Annotated in this window: 15 protein-coding genes; 12 read left to right on the forward strand and 3 right to left on the reverse strand. The window is 64.8% G+C overall.

The genetic code is table 11. The features are described from left to right. Positions 1 to 12 precede the first annotated feature (12 nt). A complete protein-coding gene (locus U4Y88_RS26905) occupies positions 13 to 540 on the reverse strand; it encodes a class IV adenylate cyclase (RefSeq protein ID WP_065061770.1) in 528 nt (175 codons plus the stop codon). Positions 541 to 776: 236 nt separating this feature from the next. After that, positions 777 to 1688 carry a LysR family transcriptional regulator gene (locus tag U4Y88_RS26910; RefSeq protein ID WP_321787557.1) on the reverse strand — a complete coding sequence of 304 codons (912 nt, stop codon included), beginning with the start codon at positions 1686 to 1688 and terminating at the stop codon, positions 777 to 779. Between the two features lie 153 nt (positions 1689 to 1841). On the opposite strand from U4Y88_RS26910, the gene U4Y88_RS26915 reads away from it, so the two are divergent. The 7 genes from U4Y88_RS26915 (at position 1842) to U4Y88_RS26945 (ending at position 10376) form a co-directional block, all read left to right on the forward strand. Continuing rightward, a complete protein-coding gene (locus U4Y88_RS26915; protein ID WP_321787558.1) occupies positions 1842 to 3374 on the forward strand; it encodes a CoA-acylating methylmalonate-semialdehyde dehydrogenase in 1533 nt (510 codons plus the stop codon). Positions 3375 to 3381: 7 nt separating this feature from the next. After that, positions 3382 to 5097, forward strand: a complete 1716-nt coding sequence (locus U4Y88_RS26920; RefSeq protein ID WP_321787559.1) for a GMC family oxidoreductase — start codon at positions 3382 to 3384, stop codon at positions 5095 to 5097. A 436-nt stretch (positions 5098 to 5533) separates the two neighbouring features. Next, positions 5534 to 6313: an ABC transporter ATP-binding protein gene (locus U4Y88_RS26925; protein ID WP_065061766.1), complete on the forward strand. Its 780-nt coding sequence runs from the start codon at positions 5534 to 5536 to the stop codon at positions 6311 to 6313. Further along, complete coding sequence (locus U4Y88_RS26930; protein WP_321787560.1) at positions 6310 to 7089, forward strand: ABC transporter ATP-binding protein; 780 nt, start codon at positions 6310 to 6312, stop codon at positions 7087 to 7089. The genes U4Y88_RS26925 and U4Y88_RS26930 overlap by 4 nt, the downstream gene beginning before the upstream one ends. A 105-nt stretch (positions 7090 to 7194) precedes the next feature. Next, complete coding sequence (locus U4Y88_RS26935; protein WP_224006687.1) at positions 7195 to 8412, forward strand: ABC transporter substrate-binding protein; 1218 nt, start codon at positions 7195 to 7197, stop codon at positions 8410 to 8412. Positions 8413 to 8520: 108 nt separating this feature from the next. Then, entirely contained in the window at positions 8521 to 9405 is an 885-nt protein-coding gene (locus U4Y88_RS26940; protein WP_224006685.1) for a branched-chain amino acid ABC transporter permease, read from the forward strand. Then, positions 9405 to 10376, forward strand: coding sequence for a branched-chain amino acid ABC transporter permease (locus U4Y88_RS26945; protein ID WP_224006777.1), 972 nt, complete (start codon positions 9405 to 9407; stop codon positions 10374 to 10376). Before U4Y88_RS26940 ends, U4Y88_RS26945 begins: the two co-directional genes overlap by 1 nt. Before the next feature lie 560 nt (positions 10377 to 10936). Here the strand turns inward: U4Y88_RS26945 and U4Y88_RS26950 are convergent. Further along, complete coding sequence (locus tag U4Y88_RS26950) at positions 10937 to 11287, reverse strand: hypothetical protein (protein ID WP_321787698.1); 351 nt, start codon at positions 11285 to 11287, stop codon at positions 10937 to 10939. Here U4Y88_RS26950 and U4Y88_RS26955 point away from each other — a divergent pair. The 5 genes from U4Y88_RS26955 to U4Y88_RS26975 all read left to right on the forward strand — a co-directional run bounded on the left by U4Y88_RS26955 (position 11175) and on the right by U4Y88_RS26975 (position 17670). After that, positions 11175 to 12341 (forward strand): ABC transporter substrate-binding protein, encoded by a 1167-nt coding sequence (locus U4Y88_RS26955; RefSeq protein WP_321787561.1) that lies wholly within the window; start codon positions 11175 to 11177, stop codon positions 12339 to 12341. The genes U4Y88_RS26950 and U4Y88_RS26955 overlap by 113 nt on opposite strands. A 308-nt stretch (positions 12342 to 12649) precedes the next feature. Then, on the forward strand, positions 12650 to 13813 hold the full coding sequence (locus U4Y88_RS26960; RefSeq protein ID WP_415774509.1) for an ABC transporter substrate-binding protein: 1164 nt from the start codon (positions 12650 to 12652) through the stop codon (positions 13811 to 13813). Positions 13814 to 14076: 263 nt separating this feature from the next. Continuing rightward, entirely contained in the window at positions 14077 to 15132 is a 1056-nt protein-coding gene (locus U4Y88_RS26965) for a branched-chain amino acid ABC transporter permease (RefSeq protein WP_224006679.1), read from the forward strand. A 4-nt stretch (positions 15133 to 15136) separates the two neighbouring features. Next, a complete protein-coding gene (locus U4Y88_RS26970) occupies positions 15137 to 16924 on the forward strand; it encodes a branched-chain amino acid ABC transporter ATP-binding protein/permease (RefSeq protein WP_321787562.1) in 1788 nt (595 codons plus the stop codon). Further along, a complete protein-coding gene (locus tag U4Y88_RS26975) occupies positions 16921 to 17670 on the forward strand; it encodes an ABC transporter ATP-binding protein (RefSeq protein WP_224006661.1) in 750 nt (249 codons plus the stop codon). Before U4Y88_RS26970 ends, U4Y88_RS26975 begins: the two co-directional genes overlap by 4 nt. Positions 17671 to 17748: the final 78 nt, after the last annotated feature.

Raw genomic sequence — 17748 nt, forward strand, 5'->3', positions numbered from 1 at the left:
TTTGCAGGCGCGTCAGGCCGCCTGCGCGGGCGTATTGAGCAGATCGACGTAGGCCACGGCCACGAGGTCGCTCTCGTCCACGCCAAGCTGCTTGAACACGGCGTGCGCTTCGGCTTCGCCGCCTTGCTCGTCGTCGTCGGGCGCGAGCACCACTTCCAGCTCGACGAAATCGCCGAGACCGTCCACGCGGTCCAGATGAATGCGCGTGCGGCCCGCGAGATACACGTGGCGCTCCTTCGAGACGATGCCGCGCGTGGTCAGCGCCGTCGCCAGCAGCGAGTGCATGGCTTCGGCGTTCGTGACGGGGCTGCGCGTGTAATACGAGGCCTTCGGGCCGTCGCGGTCGTCGCGCTGGTAGAAGATCAGCTCGGGCGGCGTGCCGTCGTCGAACTGGCGCAGCTTCAGGCGGCCGCGCGGCACGTCGTAGAAGAAGTCCTGCTGGCGAAAGATCAGCGGCGCATCGGTGGCGAGCTGGGCGGCGCGCTCGCGCAGGGCGTCGAACTGACGGGCGCGGGCTTTGATTTCGATGTTGCGGGCCATGCAAGCTCCTGTGGAACGAGGGAACAATGGGCGAGGCTCGGAGCGCGCCGCGTCGCGTGCAAAAACGCGGAGCGAATGTCGAATCTAGCAAAACTTGCGTGACCGCGCTGTTACATCCGCTCAAGTCGGCACGCGTCGATGCGTGTTCGATGCGCCTTCGATCGATTTATCCGATTCGTCTGACCAACGGGCGGCCGCAAAGCGCGTGCTCGTCATGAGCGCGGCTCATATCGCGCCTACAAACCCCACTGCGTTTCGATCGACTTGAGCGCGGCCGCGATTACCGGTTCGTCGCGGCGCGCGGCGAGCGTGATGAAGGTGAGTTCGGTCGGCACCGTCACGCCTTCGACGATGGTCAGCCCGTGCGCATGCGCTTCGGCGATGGCGGTCGCGTCGCGCGCGAGCGTGAGGCCCACGCCCGATTTCACGAGATCGAGCATCGACGGTTCCTGATCCACTTCCGCGACCTTGACCGGCTTCGCCTGCGCGGCTTCGAACAGGCCCGAGAGCAGCCGGTTATGCGCCGACGCGGGCGGCGTCCAGATCCACGGCAACGCGGCGAGCGCACGCCAGTCGCGCGCGTCCTTCACGCGCTCCTTCCAGCCCGCGGGCGCGAGCACGCGGTACTGAAAGTGCGTGAGCGTGAGTGTGTGGAAGGTGTCGGTATCGGCAGCGGATTGTGAAGCGGATTGCGAGGCAGGTTGGCCGATGTAATAGCCCACGTCGAGTTCGCGCGCGCGCACCTGATCGAGCACCCAGCCCGACATGCCATGGCGCAGCGCCGTTTCGATCTGCGGCCAGGTTTCCACGAGTTGCCGCAGAAAGCCGCCGAGGCGCAGGAACGCGGGATCGAGAATGGTGCCGATACGCAGCCGCCCGCGCACCTCATGCCGCAATGCAGCAGCGGCGCGCTGCACGTCGCTGGCCGCGTTGAGCGCGCGTTCGGCATGCGGCAGCAGCGCCTGACCATCGCGCGTCAAGGCGAGGCCGTGCGACGTGCGCGTGAACAGCGTCACGCCCAGCGTCTCCTGCAGATGCTTGATCTGCAGGCTCACCGCGGGCTGCGTGAGATGCAGATGCGTCGCCGCGCGCGTGAGGTTGCCCTCGCGCGCGACCGTCACGAATGCCCGCAACAAGGTCAGGTCCATCCACTGATATTAACTCGCCTTATATCGCTGTTGAGGATTAATCATTGGATCGGCGCGGCCTCGCGCGATTACGCTGAATGTCTGAATCCAAAGCGGCCGTGGGCGAAGCGTATTCACGGTGCGCATACAACAACCTCCACCGAAGAGGCACACATGGGCGAGACACATCGAAGCGAGGCCGGCGTCAGCACGCCCGCCACCTTGACGCACTACGTGAACGGCAAGCCGCTCGACGCGACGAGCGGGCGTTACGCCGACGTCTTCAATCCGGCCACCGGCGCGGTCGCCGCGCGCGTGCCGCTCGCGAGCGTCGCCGAAGTCGACGCGGCCGTGGCCGCCGCGCACGCCGCGTTTCCCGCGTGGAGCGAAATGGCGCCCATCAAGCGCGCGCGCATTCTCTTCAAGTTCAAGGATCTGCTCGACCAGCATCACGACGAACTGGCCGAACTCGTCACGCGCGAACACGGCAAGGTGTTCTCCGACGCGAAAGGCGAGGTGATGCGCGGCATCGAGATCGTCGAGTTCGCGTGCGGCATTCCCAATCTGCTGAAGACCGATTTCACCGACCAGATCGGCGGCGGCATCGACAACTGGAATCTGCGCCAGCCGCTCGGCGTGGTCGCGGGCGTCACGCCGTTCAACTTTCCGATGATGGTGCCGTGCTGGATGTTCCCGATCGCGATCGCGTGCGGCAACACCTTCGTGCTCAAGCCCTCGGAACGCGATCCGTCGGCGTCGCTGCGGCTCGCCGAACTGCTGCACGAAGCGGGTTTGCCCGACGGCGTGTTCAACGTCGTGCACGGCGACAAGGTGGCCGTCGACGCGCTGCTCGCGCATCCCGACATCGCCGCGCTGTCGTTCGTCGGCTCCACGCCGATCGCGGAATACATCTACACGGAAGGCACGAAACACGGCAAGCGCGTGCAGGCGCTCGGCGGCGCGAAGAATCATCTCGTCGTGATGCCCGACGCCGATCTCGATCAGGCCGTCGATGCGCTGATCGGCGCGGCCTATGGATCGGCGGGCGAGCGCTGCATGGCGATTTCGGTGGCGGTGGCCGTGGGCCATATCGCCGACGAACTGATCGAGCGTCTCACGCCGCGCGTGAAAGCGCTCAACATCGGCGACGGCATGAACGAGGCCTCGGAAATGGGGCCGCTCGTGACCGCCGCGCATCGCGCGAAAGTGCAGGGCTATATCGATGCCGGCGTGGCCGCGGGCGCGAAGCTCGTGGTGGACGGACGCGGTCACGAAGTGCCCGGACGCGAGAGCGGTTTCTTCCTCGGCGGCACGCTGTTCGACGACGTCAAAACCGATATGTCGATCTATCGCGAGGAGATTTTCGGGCCGGTGTTGAGCGTGGTGCGCGTGCCCGATTTCGCGAGCGCGGTCGAGCTGATCAATGGGCATGAGTTCGCGAACGGCGTGTCATGCTTCACGTCGGACGGCGGCGTGGCGCGCGCGTTCTCGCGGCAGATCAAGGTGGGCATGGTGGGCATCAACGTGCCGATTCCGGTGCCAATGGCCTGGCATTCGTTCGGCGGCTGGAAGCGTTCGCTGTTCGGCGATCATCACGCTTACGGCGAAGAGGGCGTGCGCTTCTACACGCGCTACAAGAGCATCATGCAGCGCTGGCCGGACAGCATCGCGAAGGGCGCGGAATTCACCATGCCCGTGGCGAAGTGAGGCGGTCATGGTGGCATTGAGCGAAACGCCGGGCGCAACGTCGACGGCGCGCCGGCAAGAAGGCGAGTTCGATTACGTGATCGTCGGCGCGGGCACGGCGGGCTGCGTGCTCGCCAACCGGCTCTCGCAGGACGCGGATGTTTCCGTGCTGCTGATCGAGGCGGGCGGCAAGGACGACTATCACTGGATTCACATTCCGGTCGGCTATCTGCACTGCATCGGCAATCCGCGCACGGACTGGCTCTATAAAACCGTCGAGGAAAAAGGGCTCAACGGACGCGCACTGTCGTATCCGCGCGGGCGCGTGCTCGGCGGCTCGTCGTCGATCAACGGCATGATCTATATGCGCGGCCAGCGCGAGGATTACGACGGCTGGGCGCGCGAGACCGGCGACTCGGGCTGGTCGTGGGACGCCGTGCTGCCCGTGTTCAAACGCAGCGAGGATTATCACGGCGGCGCGGGCGAATTTCACGGCGCGGGCGGCGAATGGCGCGTCGAAAAACAGCGCCTCAAATGGAAGATTCTCGAAACCTTTTCGCAGGCCGCGCAGGAGCAGGGCATTCCGGCGACGAGCGATTTCAATCGCGGCAACAACGAAGGCGTCGGTTACTTCGACGTGAACCAGAAGCGCGGCGTGCGCTGGAATGCATCGAAGGCCTTCCTGCGTGCGGCGATGAAGCGGCCCAATCTCACGGTGGTCACGGGCGGGCTCACCGAACGCGTGATCTTCGAGGGCAAGCGCTGCGTGGGCGTGGAATATCGCGGCGATGTGCCGTACTTCGCGCGGGCGCGCTGCGAAGTGATTCTGTGTTCGGGCGCGGTGAATTCGCCGCAACTGCTCGAACGCTCGGGCGTCGGCCAGGCGGCGCGGCTCGCGCAACTGGGCGTGGGTGTCGTGCAGGATCTGCGCGGCGTCGGTGAGAATCTCCAGGACCATCTGCAACTGCGTATGGCGTATCGCGTGAACGGCGTGCGTACGCTCAACACGGCGTCGGCGCACTGGTGGGGCAAGCTGATGATCGGCATGGAATACGCGCTGATGCAAAGCGGACCGATGTCGATGGCGCCGTCGCAACTCGGCGTGTTCGCGAAGTCGGACGTCAGCGATCCGGGACTCACGCGCCCCGATTTGCAGTATCACGTGCAGCCTTTGTCGCTCGATCGCTTCGGCGAGCCGCTGCATCGCTTCAATGCGTTCACGGCTTCGGTGTGCAATCTGCGGCCCACGTCGCGCGGCAGCATTCACGCGGCGTCGGCGGACCCGTCGATTGCGCCCGTGATCGCGCCGAACTATCTCTCGACGGAACACGACTTGTGCGTGGCCGCGAACGCGTTGCGGCTCACGCGGCGCATCGCGGCGTCGCCGGCGCTCGCGCACTATCAGCCGCACGAGATCCTGCCGGGGCTCGCGTTTCAGAGCGAGGCCGAATTGCGCGAGGCGGCGGGCAATATCGGCACGACGATTTTTCATCCGGTGGGCACCTGCCGCATGGGCCGCGCCGACGATGACGACGCCGTCGTCGACGCGCGTTTGCGCGTGCGCGGCGTAGAGGGCTTGCGTGTGGCCGATGCGTCGGTGATGCCGTTCATCACGTCGGGCAATACGAATTCGCCGACGCTGATGATCGCCGAGCGCGCCGCGGACATGGTGCGCGAAGACCGTCGCGCGGGCGCGAGTTCGATGCTGCGAACCGATACGCGCGCGCCGGTTGCGGCTGGTTGAAAAAGGCGTTGTAACAGGGTTTAAAGCAGGGCTCGAAGCGAGATTCGAAACACCGACTTCAGCGCGTGCTTAACTGCCGCGCGCGAGGTCGGAAAAAACGTTTCGGATCACTATCCAGGACGTGCGCCGCTCACGCGGCGTGCGTGTTTTTGCACGTCCGGCATCAAAGCGTGATGCGTCTAACGTGCGCGCATCACGCTGCCAACGCGCGCCTATTTGACGCGAAATCGCGTGCGTTCGATTGGTGTACATCGCCATTCTCCAGTAAGTGCAAATCCCAATGATTGCGGTGCATCATTGGCGAGACAATGGCGCTCACAGACAACAGTGGATAACGACAGCGGGCAGCGCGCGCCGCAACATGGCGCGCGAAACACGAGCCGTACACAGGCCCCGCAATCTGAAGTGTTACGCCTTACTTCACGTGGAAGGGGACATGATTCTCGGCGACACGATTCTGGAAACGCGCGGCCTCACGAAACAGTTCAAGGGCTTCACGGCCGTGAATGGCGTGAACCTGCGCGTGTGCCGCGGCTCCATCCATGCGCTGATCGGACCGAACGGCGCGGGCAAGACCACCTGCTTCAATCTGCTCACCAAATTTCTCGTGCCGAGCGCGGGGCGCATCGTCTTCAACGGCATCGACATCACGCATGAGCGGCCCGCGCAGATCGCGCGGCGCGGCATCATCCGCTCGTTCCAGATTTCGGCGGTGTTTCCGCATTTGACGGCGCTGCAGAACGTGCGCATCGGCTTGCAGCGTTCGCTCGGCAGCGCGTATCACTTCTGGAAAAGCGAGCGCACGCTCGCCGAACTCAACGACCGCGCGATGGATCTGCTCACGCAAGTGGGCCTCACCGATTTCGCCGATGTGCCCACGGTCGAACTCGCCTACGGCCGCAAACGCGCGCTCGAAATCGCGACCACGCTCGCGATGGAACCCGAGTTGATGCTGCTCGACGAACCCACGCAAGGCATGGGTCACGAAGACGTGGACCGCGTGACCGCGCTCATCAAGAAGGTCTCGGCAGGGCGCACGATCCTGATGGTCGAGCACAACATGAACGTGATTGCGGGCATCTCCGACACCATCACCGTGCTTCAGCGCGGCGAGGTGCTGGCCGAGGGCAGCTACGCGGAAGTGTCGAAGAATCCGCTCGTCGCCGAAGCCTATATGGGCAGCGCCGACGCCGCGCTCGCGGGGGCGCACGCATGAGCACCGTGACCGAACAACGCGGCCAGGACGAGAGCCTCGCCGCGCCGCCGGGCGAGAGCGCGCTCGACATCACGGGCTTGCAGACGTGGTACGGCGAATCGCACATCCTGCATGGCGTCGATCTGAACGTCGCGCGCGGCGAGGTCGTCACGCTGCTCGGCCGCAACGGCGCGGGGCGCACGACCACGCTGCGCGCCATCATGGGCCTCACGGGGCGGCGCACGGGCTCGATCCGTATCGGCGGGCGCGAGACCATCAACATGCCGACCTATCGCATCGCGCACTGCGGCGTCGGCTATTGCCCCGAGGAGCGCGGCATCTTCGCGAGCCTGTCGTGCGAGGAGAACCTGCTGCTGCCGCCCGCCATTGGTGTGAAAAACGGTACGAACAGCGGCGCGCAGGGCATGTCGCTCGACGAGATCTACACGATGTTCCCCAATCTCGCGGAGCGCCGCCATAGCCAGGGCACGCGGCTCTCGGGCGGCGAGCAGCAGATGCTCGCGGTCGCGCGCATCCTGCGCACGGGCGCGAACCTGCTGTTGCTCGACGAGATTTCCGAAGGCCTCGCGCCGGTGATCGTGCAGACGCTCGCGCGCATGATCGTCACGCTGAAATCGCGCGGCTACACCATCGTGATGGTGGAGCAGAACTTCCGTTTCGCGGCGCCGCTCGCGGACCGCTTCTATGTGATGGAGCACGGGCGCATCGTCGAGCGTTTCGGCGTCGCCGAGCTTGAGGGCAAGATGCCCGTGCTGCACGACCTGTTGGGAGTCTGACCGTTTCGATCCGCCTCGCGCGCGCTCGTCGAACGCGCCGCGTGATGCGTTTGTCTTGTCTGATCCGCAGCGCTGAATAACACGTAACCAACGAAGGAGACTGCAATGAAGAAGACCCCGTTCGCGCGGCTCGCGGCGCTCTTTACCGCCACGGTGGCCGCAGCGGCGCTCGGCGCAGGTAGCGCGCACGCTGCCGACGACGCGGTGAAGATCGGCTTCATCACCGACATGTCGGGCCTCTATGCAGACGACGACGGCCAGGGCGGCCTCACGGCGATCAAGATGGCGATCGCCGACTTCGGCGGCAAGGTGAACGGCAAGCCGATCCAGATCATGTACGCGGATCACCAGAACAAGGCCGATATCGCGGCGTCGAAGGCGCGCGAATGGATGGACCGCGACGGGCTCGACATGCTGCTCGGCGGCACGAACTCGGCCACCGCGCTCGCGATGAATCAGGTCGCGCAGGAGAAGAAGCGCGTCTACTTCAACACGGGCGCGGGCACCGATGCGCTGACCAACGAGCAGTGCACGCCGTACACGGTCCACTACGGCTACGACACGGTCGCGCTCGCGAAGGGCACGGGCCTCGCGGTGCTCAAGCAGGGCGGCAAGACGTGGTTCTTCCTGACCGCCGACTACGCGTTCGGCAAGTCGCTGGAGAAGAACACCGCCGACGTCGTGAAGGCGAACGGCGGCCAGGTGCTCGGCGAAGTGCGGCATCCGCTGTCGGCCTCGGATTTCTCGTCGTTCCTGCTGCAGGCGCAGTCGTCGAAAGCGCAGATCCTCGGTCTCGCGAACGCGGGCGGCGACACGGTCAATGCGATCAAGGCGTCGAAGGAATTCGGCATCACCAAGACGATGAAGATCGCGGCGCTGCTGATGTTCCTGCCCGACGTGCACAGCCTCGGACTCGAAACCACGCAGGGCCTCGTGCTGACGACCGGCTGGTACTGGGATCAGAACGACGCGACGCGCAAGTGGGCGCAGCGCTATTTCGACCAGACGAAGAAGATGCCGTCCGAGCTTCAGGCCGCCGATTACTCGGCCGTGACGAACTACCTGAAGGCGGTGCAGGCCGTCGGCTCGACCGACGCCGACAAGGTCATGGCGCAACTGAAGAAGACCAAGATCGACGACTTCTACACGAAGGGCGGCTATATCCGCCAGGACGGCGTGCTGATCCACGACATGTATCTGGTCGAGGTGAAGAAGCCGTCCGAATCGAAGAAGCCGTGGGACTACTACAAGATCGTGCAGACGATTCCGGGCGAACAGGCCTACACGACGAAGCAGGAAAGCCGCTGCGCGCTCTGGAAGTAAGCGCGGCGACGCTGGAGCTTGAGCGGTACGCGGCGCGGCGGTCCCGATGGATGAGGGCCGCCGCGCCGCGCGCCGCATGAATGCGATCTTGAGGAGATGGCGGCTTTCATGACGATCTTTGGCATTCCGCTGCCGGCCATGCTGAGCCAGTTGCTGCTCGGGCTCGTGAACGGATCGTTCTACGCGATCCTGAGCCTGGGCCTCGCGGTGATCTTCGGCATGCTCAACGTGATCAACTTCGCGCACGGCGCGTTGTTCATGTTGGGCGCGATGCTCACGTGGATGGGGCTCGCGTATTTCAACCTGCCGTACTGGGCGATGATTGTGATCGCGCCCATCGTGGTGGGCCTGTTCGGCATGGTGATCGAACGCTCGATGCTGCGCTGGCTGTATCGGCTCGATCATTTGTACGGACTCCTGCTGACTTTCGGCTTGACGCTGGTGGTCGAAGGCGTGTTCCGCTCGATCTATGGCGCGTCGGGTCAGCCTTACGACGTGCCCAATCTGCTCGCGGGCGCGACCAATCTCGGCTTCATGTATCTGCCGAACTATCGCGCGTGGGTCGTGGTGGCGTCGCTCGCCGTGTGCTTCGCGACGTGGTTCGTCATCGAGAAAACGCGGCTGGGCGCGTATCTGCGCGCGGGCACCGAAAACCCGAAACTCGTCGAGGCGTTCGGCATCAACGTGCCGCTGATGATCACGCTGACCTATGGCTTCGGCGTGGCGCTCGCGGCCTTCGCGGGCGTGCTCGCCGCGCCCGTCATTCAGGTGTCGCCGCTGATGGGGCAGCCGATGATCATCACCGTGTTCGCCGTGGTCGTGATCGGCGGCATGGGCTCGATCATGGGCTCGATCCTCACGGGCTTGCTGCTCGGTGTGATCGAGGGCTTCACGCGCGTGTTCTGGCCCGAGGCCTCCGCGACCGTGGTGTTCGTGATCATGGCGATCGTGCTGCTGATCCGCCCCGCAGGCCTCTTCGGCAAGGAACGATGATGCAAAGAAAAGCGCTTTATGGGCTGTTGCTGATCGGGTTGATCGTCGCGCCGTTCGCGGGCGCGTATCCGCTGTTCGTGATGAAGGTGCTGTGCTTCGCGCTGTTCGCCGCCGCGTTCAATCTGCTGATCGGCTATACGGGGCTGCTGTCGTTCGGCCACGCGATGTTCCTCGCGAGCGCGGGCTACACCACGGGCTACGCGATCCAGTCGCTCGGCTTCACGCCTGAACTGGGCGTGGCGGCGGGTACGGCGGTGGCGACGCTGCTCGGCGTGATCGTCGGCATTTTCGCGATCCGCCGCCAGGGCATCTACTTCGCGATGGTCACGCTCGCGCTCGCGCAGATGGTCTACTTCGTGTTCCTGCAGGCGCCGTTCACGCATGGCGAGGACGGCTTGCAGGGCGTGCCGCGCGGCAAGCTGTTCGGCGTGCTGCCGCTCGATTCCGATCTCACGCTCTACTACGTCGTGCTCGTGGTGATGGTGCTGGCGTTCGCGCTGATCGTGCGCATCGTGCATTCGCCGTTCGGGCAGGTGCTGGTGGCGATCAAGGAGAACGAGCCGCGCGCCATTTCGCTCGGCTACGACACCGACCGCTTCAAGCTGCTCGCGTTCGTGCTCTCGGCGGGGCTCGCGGGGCTGGCCGGTTCGCTCAAGGTGCTCGTGCTCGGCTTCGAAACGCTCGGCGACGCCTACTGGACCATGTCCGGCCTCGTGGTCCTGATGACGCTCGTGGGCGGCATGGGGACGCTGTTCGGACCGCTGCTGGGCGCGGCGCTGATTGTCGCGCTGGAGGATCGGCTGGGCGATATCGGCACAGCGCTCGCACAGGTGACCGGCGTCGAATGGTTTCGCTCGTTGGGTGAGTCCGCAACGATCGTCACGGGGCTCATTTTCATCGCCTGCGTGCTGGCCTTCCGACGCGGCATCGTGGGCGAGATCGTGGCGCGCGTGCGGCCGCTGAGAGCCTGAATGCGGCGTGAATTACTGTGTGGATGGCGGCCTGCACGAAGGCGTCGAATGCAGTAGGCGAGGGGACGCCGCAGTGGTATGCTCCAAGCCTCGCTCAGACGCTGAAACGCAGGCTGCTCAAGCCTTGCAAACCGCGCCTCCCGTGCGACAAAGCTGTGACGGTGCGCCCCAATTCGGTGCCGCACTGCACCACTAGGGTAAATGCTAGTTGGCAGCCAGGGGGCCGAAGTTTAAAGTTTCACCTAGTTCTGATGCACCGAATTTGCAGGTGGAGAACGAGGAGACAACTGAGGCACAAAGTGCCCGGACAAGGAAGCGCTGTTGGATGGGAATCCAACAGCGCTTTTTATATTCTCTTTCGATTTTCACCGTCCTCAAGCAATGCGTTCGCATTGCTGTTTTTATCCCCGCCTTGTTGTTTTTCTTCGCGCCTTTGTTCGTGCTTTATTCAGCGTGCGCGCCTCTGAATTTTCCCCAATCTGATTTACGCAAATAGCGCGAGAAAAGCGTCGAACGCCCGCCGCACAAGGCCGCGCGCGTTACGCATTTCGGCGCCCTTTTCAGGTGTGTTGCGTTGGCGTTGTAAGCCGATGGAAAGCGCTTGCCGCGCCAAACGGCACTCCGTTACACTCGCCATTCGCCGACCATGCGGTCAGCATTAATCGCCGAAGCGGCCCGCGTGGGACCGCGGCGATTAATCCCGCCATGCTGGTTCTGGCGGCAGCACTGCCTGATTCGAACCCGGAAATCGCCTCAAAATCCGGGGCAATAAAGAAAACGATGATCGAAGGAGTGGAGATGCAGTCGGTTTGGCGTTGGATGAACGCGGCATGCGTCGCGACCGGAATGCTGGCCGCCACGGCGGGCGCCGCGCACGCAGAGGTGAAAATTGGCGTGACCTTGTCGGCCACGGGCCCGGCGGCTTCGCTGGGCATTCCCGAGAAGAACACCGTCGCGCTGCTGCCCAAGGAGATTGGGGGCCAGAAAATCGATTACCTCGTGCTCGACGACGCGACGGATTCCACCCAGGCCGTGAAGAACGCGCGCAAGCTCACGAGCGAGGATCACGTCGATGCGCTGATCGGTTCCACGGTCGTGCCCAACTCGCTCGCCATGATCGACGTCGCCGCCGAAACTGCCACGCCGATGATCTCGATGGCCGCCGCCGCCTCGATCGTCGAGCCGATGGATGCGAAGCGCGCGTGGGTCTTGAAGACGCCGCAGAACGATCAGTTGATGGCCGGCGCGATCGCGCAGCACATGGCCGCTCATGGCGTGAAGTCCGTGGCCTTCATCGGCTTCTCGGATGCGTATGGCGAGAGCTGGTACAAGGAGTTCGGCGCGGCGGCGGCGAAGCAGGGCATCAAGATCGTCGCGAACGAGCGCTTCGCGCGCAACGATGCCTCGGTCACGGGGCAGGTGCTCAAGATGATCTCGCAGCATCCCGACGCCGTGCTGATCGCGGGCGCGGGCACGCCGGCCGCGCTGCCGCAGAAGGCACTCAAGGAGCGCGGCTACGCGGGCAAGTACTACCAGACGCACGGCGTCGCCAACAACGACTTCCTGCGCGTGTGCGGCAAGGACTGCGAGGGCACCTGGCTGCCCGCCGGTCCGCTGCTGGTCGCCGATCAGTTGCCCGATTCGAATCCGGTCAAGCAGTCGGCGCTGGCCTATAAGAGCGCCTACGAAAAGGCCTATGGCGCGGGCTCGATCTCGACGTTCGGCGGTCACGCGTGGGACGCGGGCTTGCTCCTGCAGCACGCGATTCCTGTCGCGCTGAAGGCGGGGCAACCGGGCACGAAGGCGTTCCGCGAGGCGTTGCGCAAAGCGCTCGAAGACTCGCACGACGTCGCGGGCGCGCACGGCATCTTCAACATGAGCGCAACCGATCACGCGGGCCTCGATCAGCGGGCGCGCGTGATGGTGCAGATCGTCGGCGGCAAGTGGAAGCTGGCCGGCGATTGAGTTTCACGGGAAACCACGCGACATTCGCTACTCGACAAAAAAGGCACGCTCAATCGACGTGCCTTTTTTGTTGCCGCTGCAACGGCTTTCGGGCGCAGTTGCATCGATGTGAAACGTGGCAAGGAGCAGGGCAGGGAGCAGTCGATAAAGCGGACGCGCGGGCAGGGAAAACCATGCATCACACGCGCGATCCCGATTACTACACTCGAAGGCCGGCGTTAGCCAACCGAACACGCGGCGCGGCGCCGGAATATAAATCGACACGCAGACAAAGCGTTTGGAGACGCGCAATGAAAACGAAGTTGGCGATGAAGAAGTGGTCCACGAGAGCCCTCCATGCCGGACTCGCAGCGGCATGGATGAGCGTGACCGGTGTGGCCGTCGCGCAAGTGAAGATCGGCGTGACGCTGTCGGCGACGGGGCCGGCGGCGTCGCTCGGCATTCCCGAGAAGAACACGATTGCGCTGCTACCCAAGGAGATCGGCGGCAAGAGCGTGCAGTACATCGTGCTCGACGACGCCTCGGACACGAGCAAGGCCGTGCAGAACACGCACAAGCTGATCGACGAGGATCACGTGGACGCGATCATCGGTTCGTCGGTGACGCCGAACTCGCTCGCGATGCTCGACGTCGTCGCGCAGGGCAAGACGCCGATGATCTCGCTCGCGGCGTCGGCGGCGATCGTGCAGCCGGTGGACGACAAGCGCAAGTGGGCCTTCAAGCCGCCGCAGAACGACAGCCTGATGGCCGACGCGATCGCGGGCTATATGGAGAAGCACGGCGTGAAGACGGTGGGCTTCATCGGTTTCACGGATGCCTACGGCGACAGCTGGTTCAAGGAGTTCAGCGCGGCGGCGGCGAAGCACAACGTCAAGATCGTCGCGAGCGAGCGCTATAACCGCACGGATTCGTCGGTGACGGGGCAGGCGCTCAAGCTGATGTCGGCGAACCCCGACGCGGTGCTGATCGCGGGCTCGGGCACGCCGTCGGCGCTGCCGGCGACCACGCTGAAGGATCGCGGCTACAAGGGCAAGATTTATCAGACGCACGGCGTCGCCAATAACGACTTCCTGCGCGTCTGCGGCAAGGACTGCGAGGGTGAGTTGCTGCCCGCTGGTCCGATTCTCGTCGCCGATCAGCTGCCCGACTCGAATCCGGTCAAGAAGTCGGCGCTCGCCTATAAGGCCGCCTACGAGAAGGCCTATGGCGCGGGTTCGGTCGCGACCTTCGGCGGCCACGCCTGGGACGCGGGCCAGATGCTCCAGCGCGCGATTCCGGTCGCGCTCAAGTCGGCGCAGCCGGGCACCGAGGCGTTCCGTGTCTCGCTGCGCGACGCGCTCGAGAACATCAAGGATCTGCCGGTCTCGCACGGCATCATGAACACCACGGCCACCGATCACAACGGTCTCGACGACCGCGCCCGCGTGATCGTGGAGGTCGTCAACGGCAAGTGGAAGCTGCAGGGCGAGTAAGCGCGCTCGACGCGTGACGCCGCGCCGCGCGCGCGGTGTCACGTGAAACGCGCGCGGCATTTCACGTTGCGCGCTGCCGTTGCCGCTTCATTTCGGCCACCGACAATGGCTGCGTCGCGCTCGCCGGAATCCAGCCGGTGGCGCACACCGATCCGGCGCGGCCGCGCCGCGTGCTTTCCCCACACTGTCCCGCATCGCCGTTTCCCGACGCTACCGCCGACGGTCCGAGTTTCACGCGTTCCAGAAAGAGAGGTTGGAAGGGTATGGATTTATCGATTGCCGCAATCCTCGCGCAGGACGGCATCACCACCGGGGCGATTTACGCGCTGCTCGCGCTCGCGCTGGTGCTGGTGTTTTCCGTCACGCGGGTCATCTTCATTCCGCAGGGCGAATTCGTTTCCTACGGCGCTCTGACGCTCGCCGCACTGCAATCGCAGAAATTTCCGGCGACGTGCTGGCTGCTGGTCGCGCTGGGCGCCGCCTGTTTCGTCGTCGAGACGGCGGGGCTCGTGCGCCACGCCGAGCGCCGCAAGCATGCGCCGCGCACGCTGGTCACGCTCGCGGGCAAGTATCTGCTGTTTCCCATCGCGCTCTACGCGCTGACGCGCGGCGTGGCGGGGCAGTCCTTGCCGATGCTCGCGCAGATCGCACTGACGCTCGCCATCGTGGTGCCGATGGGGCCGTTCGTCTATCGGCTTGCCTATGAGCCGATCGCCGAAGCCACCACGCTGCTGCTGCTGATCGTGGCCGTGGCCGTGCATTTCGCGATGGTCGGCCTCGGCCTCGTGATGTTCGGCGCCGAAGGCTCGCGCACGAGCGCGTTCTCGGACGCCACGTTCAACCTCGGCGCGCTGTCGATCTCGGGGCAGAGCCTCTGGGTGGTCGGCACGGCGGCCGTGCTGATCGTCGCGCTGTACTTCTATTTCGACCGCACGATCTCCGGCAAGGCGCTGCGCGCAACCTCGGTGAACCGGCTGGGCGCGCGCCTCGTCGGCATCGGCACGACCCAGGCCGGGCGGCTCGCGTTCACGCTGGCTGCGGGGCTCGGCGCGCTCTGCGGCGTGCTCGTCGCGCCGCTGACGACGATCTACTACGACTCGGGCTTCCTGATCGGCCTCAAGGGCTTCGTGGGCGCGATCATCGGCGGTCTGGTTAGCTATCCGCTGGCTGCGGCGGGCTCCGTGCTCGTGGGCCTGCTGGAGTCGTATTCGTCGTTCTGGGCGAGCGCGTACAAGGAAGTGATTGTGTTCACGCTGATCATCCCGGTGCTGCTGTGGCGCAGTCTGTCCACGCCGCACGCCGAAGAGGAAGAGGAGTGACGCGATGAAACGACTCGTTTTGCATAACCGCTTCTTCTGGCTGTTCCTCGTGGTGATGTTCGCGCTGCCGGTGCTGCCGGGCGGGGTGCGCGTGCCCGAATACTGGATCACGCTGCTCAACTACATCGGCCTCTATTCGATCGTGGCGATCGGGCTTGTGCTGCTCACCGGTATCGGCGGCATGACGAGCTTCGGGCAGGCCGCGTTCGTCGGGCTCGGCGCCTACGCGACCGCGTATCTGACGACGCAGTACGGCGTCTCGCCGTGGCTCGCGCTGATCGTCGGCGTGCTGATCACGGCGCTCGTCGCGCTCGTGCTGGGCCTCGTGACGATGCGTCTGTCGGGCCACTTCCTGCCGCTCGGCACGATCGCCTGGGGGCTTGCGCTGTTCTTCCTGTTCGGCAATCTGGACATGCTCGGCAAGTACGACGGCATCAACGGCATTCCCGTGCTCAACGTGTTCGGCGTCGCGCTGGAGTCCGGGCGGCATATCTACTACCTGATTTGGGTGGTGGTGCTGGCGTCGGTCGTGTCGGTGCAGAACCTGCTCAACAGCCGCACCGGCCGGGCGATTCGCGCGCTGCGCGGCGGCGGCCTGATGGCCGAGGCGATGGGCGTGAACACGGCCTGGATGCGCGTGGTGATCTTCGTCTACGCGGCGGTTCTGGCGGCCGTCTCGGGCTTCCTGTACGCGCATTTGCAGCGCGCCGTGAACCCGACGCCGTTCGGCCTGAATCACGGCATCGAGTATCTGTTCATGGCCGTTGTGGGCGGCGTCGCGCACGTTTGGGGCGCGGTGCTGGGCGCGGCGATCCTGACGGTGCTGCAAGACTGGCTGCAGACGCTGCTGCCCAAGCTGCTCGGCGAGAACGGCAACTTCGAGATCATCGTGTTCGGCATTCTGATGGTGCTGCTGCTGCAATATGCGCGGCGCGGGGTCTGGCCGTTCGTGGCGCGCTTCTTCCCGCGCGGACCGCAGGCGCACGTGCCCGCGAATGCCGAGCCTTTGCCGCAACGCAGCAAGCCCGAGGCGGGCGAGATGCTGCTCACCGTCGACAAGGCGCGCAAGCAGTTCGGCGGGCTGGTCGCCGTCAACGACGTGAGTTTCGAGGTGAAAGCGGGGCAGATCATCGGTTTGATCGGCCCGAACGGCGCCGGGAAATCGACCACCTTCAACCTTGTCACCGGCGTGCTGCAACCGACGAGCGGCGCCATCACGTTCCGCGGCGAGCGCATCGACCGGCTGACTTCACGTGAAATCGTCGCGCGCGGCATCGGCCGCACGTTCCAGCACGTCAAGCTGCTGCCGACGATGACGGTGCTGGAGAACGTCGCGATCGGCGCGCATCTGCGCGGCCACTCGGGCGTGCTGCGCAGCGTGGTGAAGCTCAACGCGGTGGAGGAGGGGCGGCTGATGAGCGAGGCGGCGAAGCAATTGCGCCGCGTGGGCCTGGAGCAGCATATGTACGACGAGGCGGGCAGTCTCGCGCTCGGTCAACAGCGGATTCTGGAAATCGCGCGCGCGCTGTGCTGCGATCCGACCTTGCTGTTGCTCGACGAGCCGGCGGCGGGGCTGCGTTATCAGGAGAAACAGCAGCTGGCCGCGTTGCTGCGCAAGCTGAGGGAAGAGGGGATGAGCGTGCTGCTGGTTGAACACGACATGGATTTCGTGATGAATCTCACCGACCGGCTGGTCGTGATGGAGTTCGGCACACGCATTGCCGAGGGCTTGCCGGAAGACGTGCAGAAGGATCCGGCCGTGCTCGAAGCCTATCTGGGCGGGGTGGAATGATGGCGACGCCCGTACTCGAAGTCTCCAACCTCGCGGTGCGCTACGGCAAGATCGAGGCGCTGCATCAGGCCGCCATCAAGGTAGGCGCAGGGCAAATCGTCTCGGTGATCGGCCCGAACGGCGCGGGCAAGTCGACGCTCTTGAACGCCATCATGGGCGCGTTGCCCCAGACCGGACATGCGAGCGGCCGGATTGCCTACCTCGGCGAGGAAATCGGCGCGCTGCCGATCGAGCGTCGTGTCGCGCGCGGCATGTGCCTCGTGCCCGAAAAGCGCGAGCTATTCGCCTCGATGACGGTCGAGGACAACCTCGTGCTTGGCGCGTATCGGCGCAAGCGGGCAGGGGAGCGCAACTTCCTCGATCAGCTCGATCACGTTTTTCAGCTGTTTCCGCGCTTGAAGGAGCGACGCGCGCAGGCGGCGGGCACGTTGTCGGGTGGCGAGCGGCAGATGTTGGCCGTCGGCCGCGCGCTGATGGGCAAGCCAGATCTGCTGATGCTCGATGAACCCAGCCTTGGACTCGCGCCGCTCATCGTGAAGGAGATCTTCCATATCATCAGCGCGCTGCGGCAGACGGGCGTTGCCACGCTGCTGATCGAGCAGAATGCACGCGCGGCTCTGCAAATCTCTGACTATGGCTATGTGCTGGAGACCGGTGATTTGGCGCTCGAAGGGCCGGCGAGCGAACTGGCGCAGAACCCGCGAGTGATCGAAACGTATCTGGGCTTGGCCAAGAAACCCGTCTGATCTCGTCAGTTTCTGCAGAGCTGAGCGGCGTGTTTCACGTGAAACACGCCGCTTTTTTTCGCTAAAGCGTGGAACGAA

The organism is Paraburkholderia sp. J94 (assembly GCF_905220285.1).
In the GTDB taxonomy this organism is placed as follows: Bacteria; Pseudomonadota; Gammaproteobacteria; order Burkholderiales; family Burkholderiaceae; genus Paraburkholderia; species Paraburkholderia tropica_A.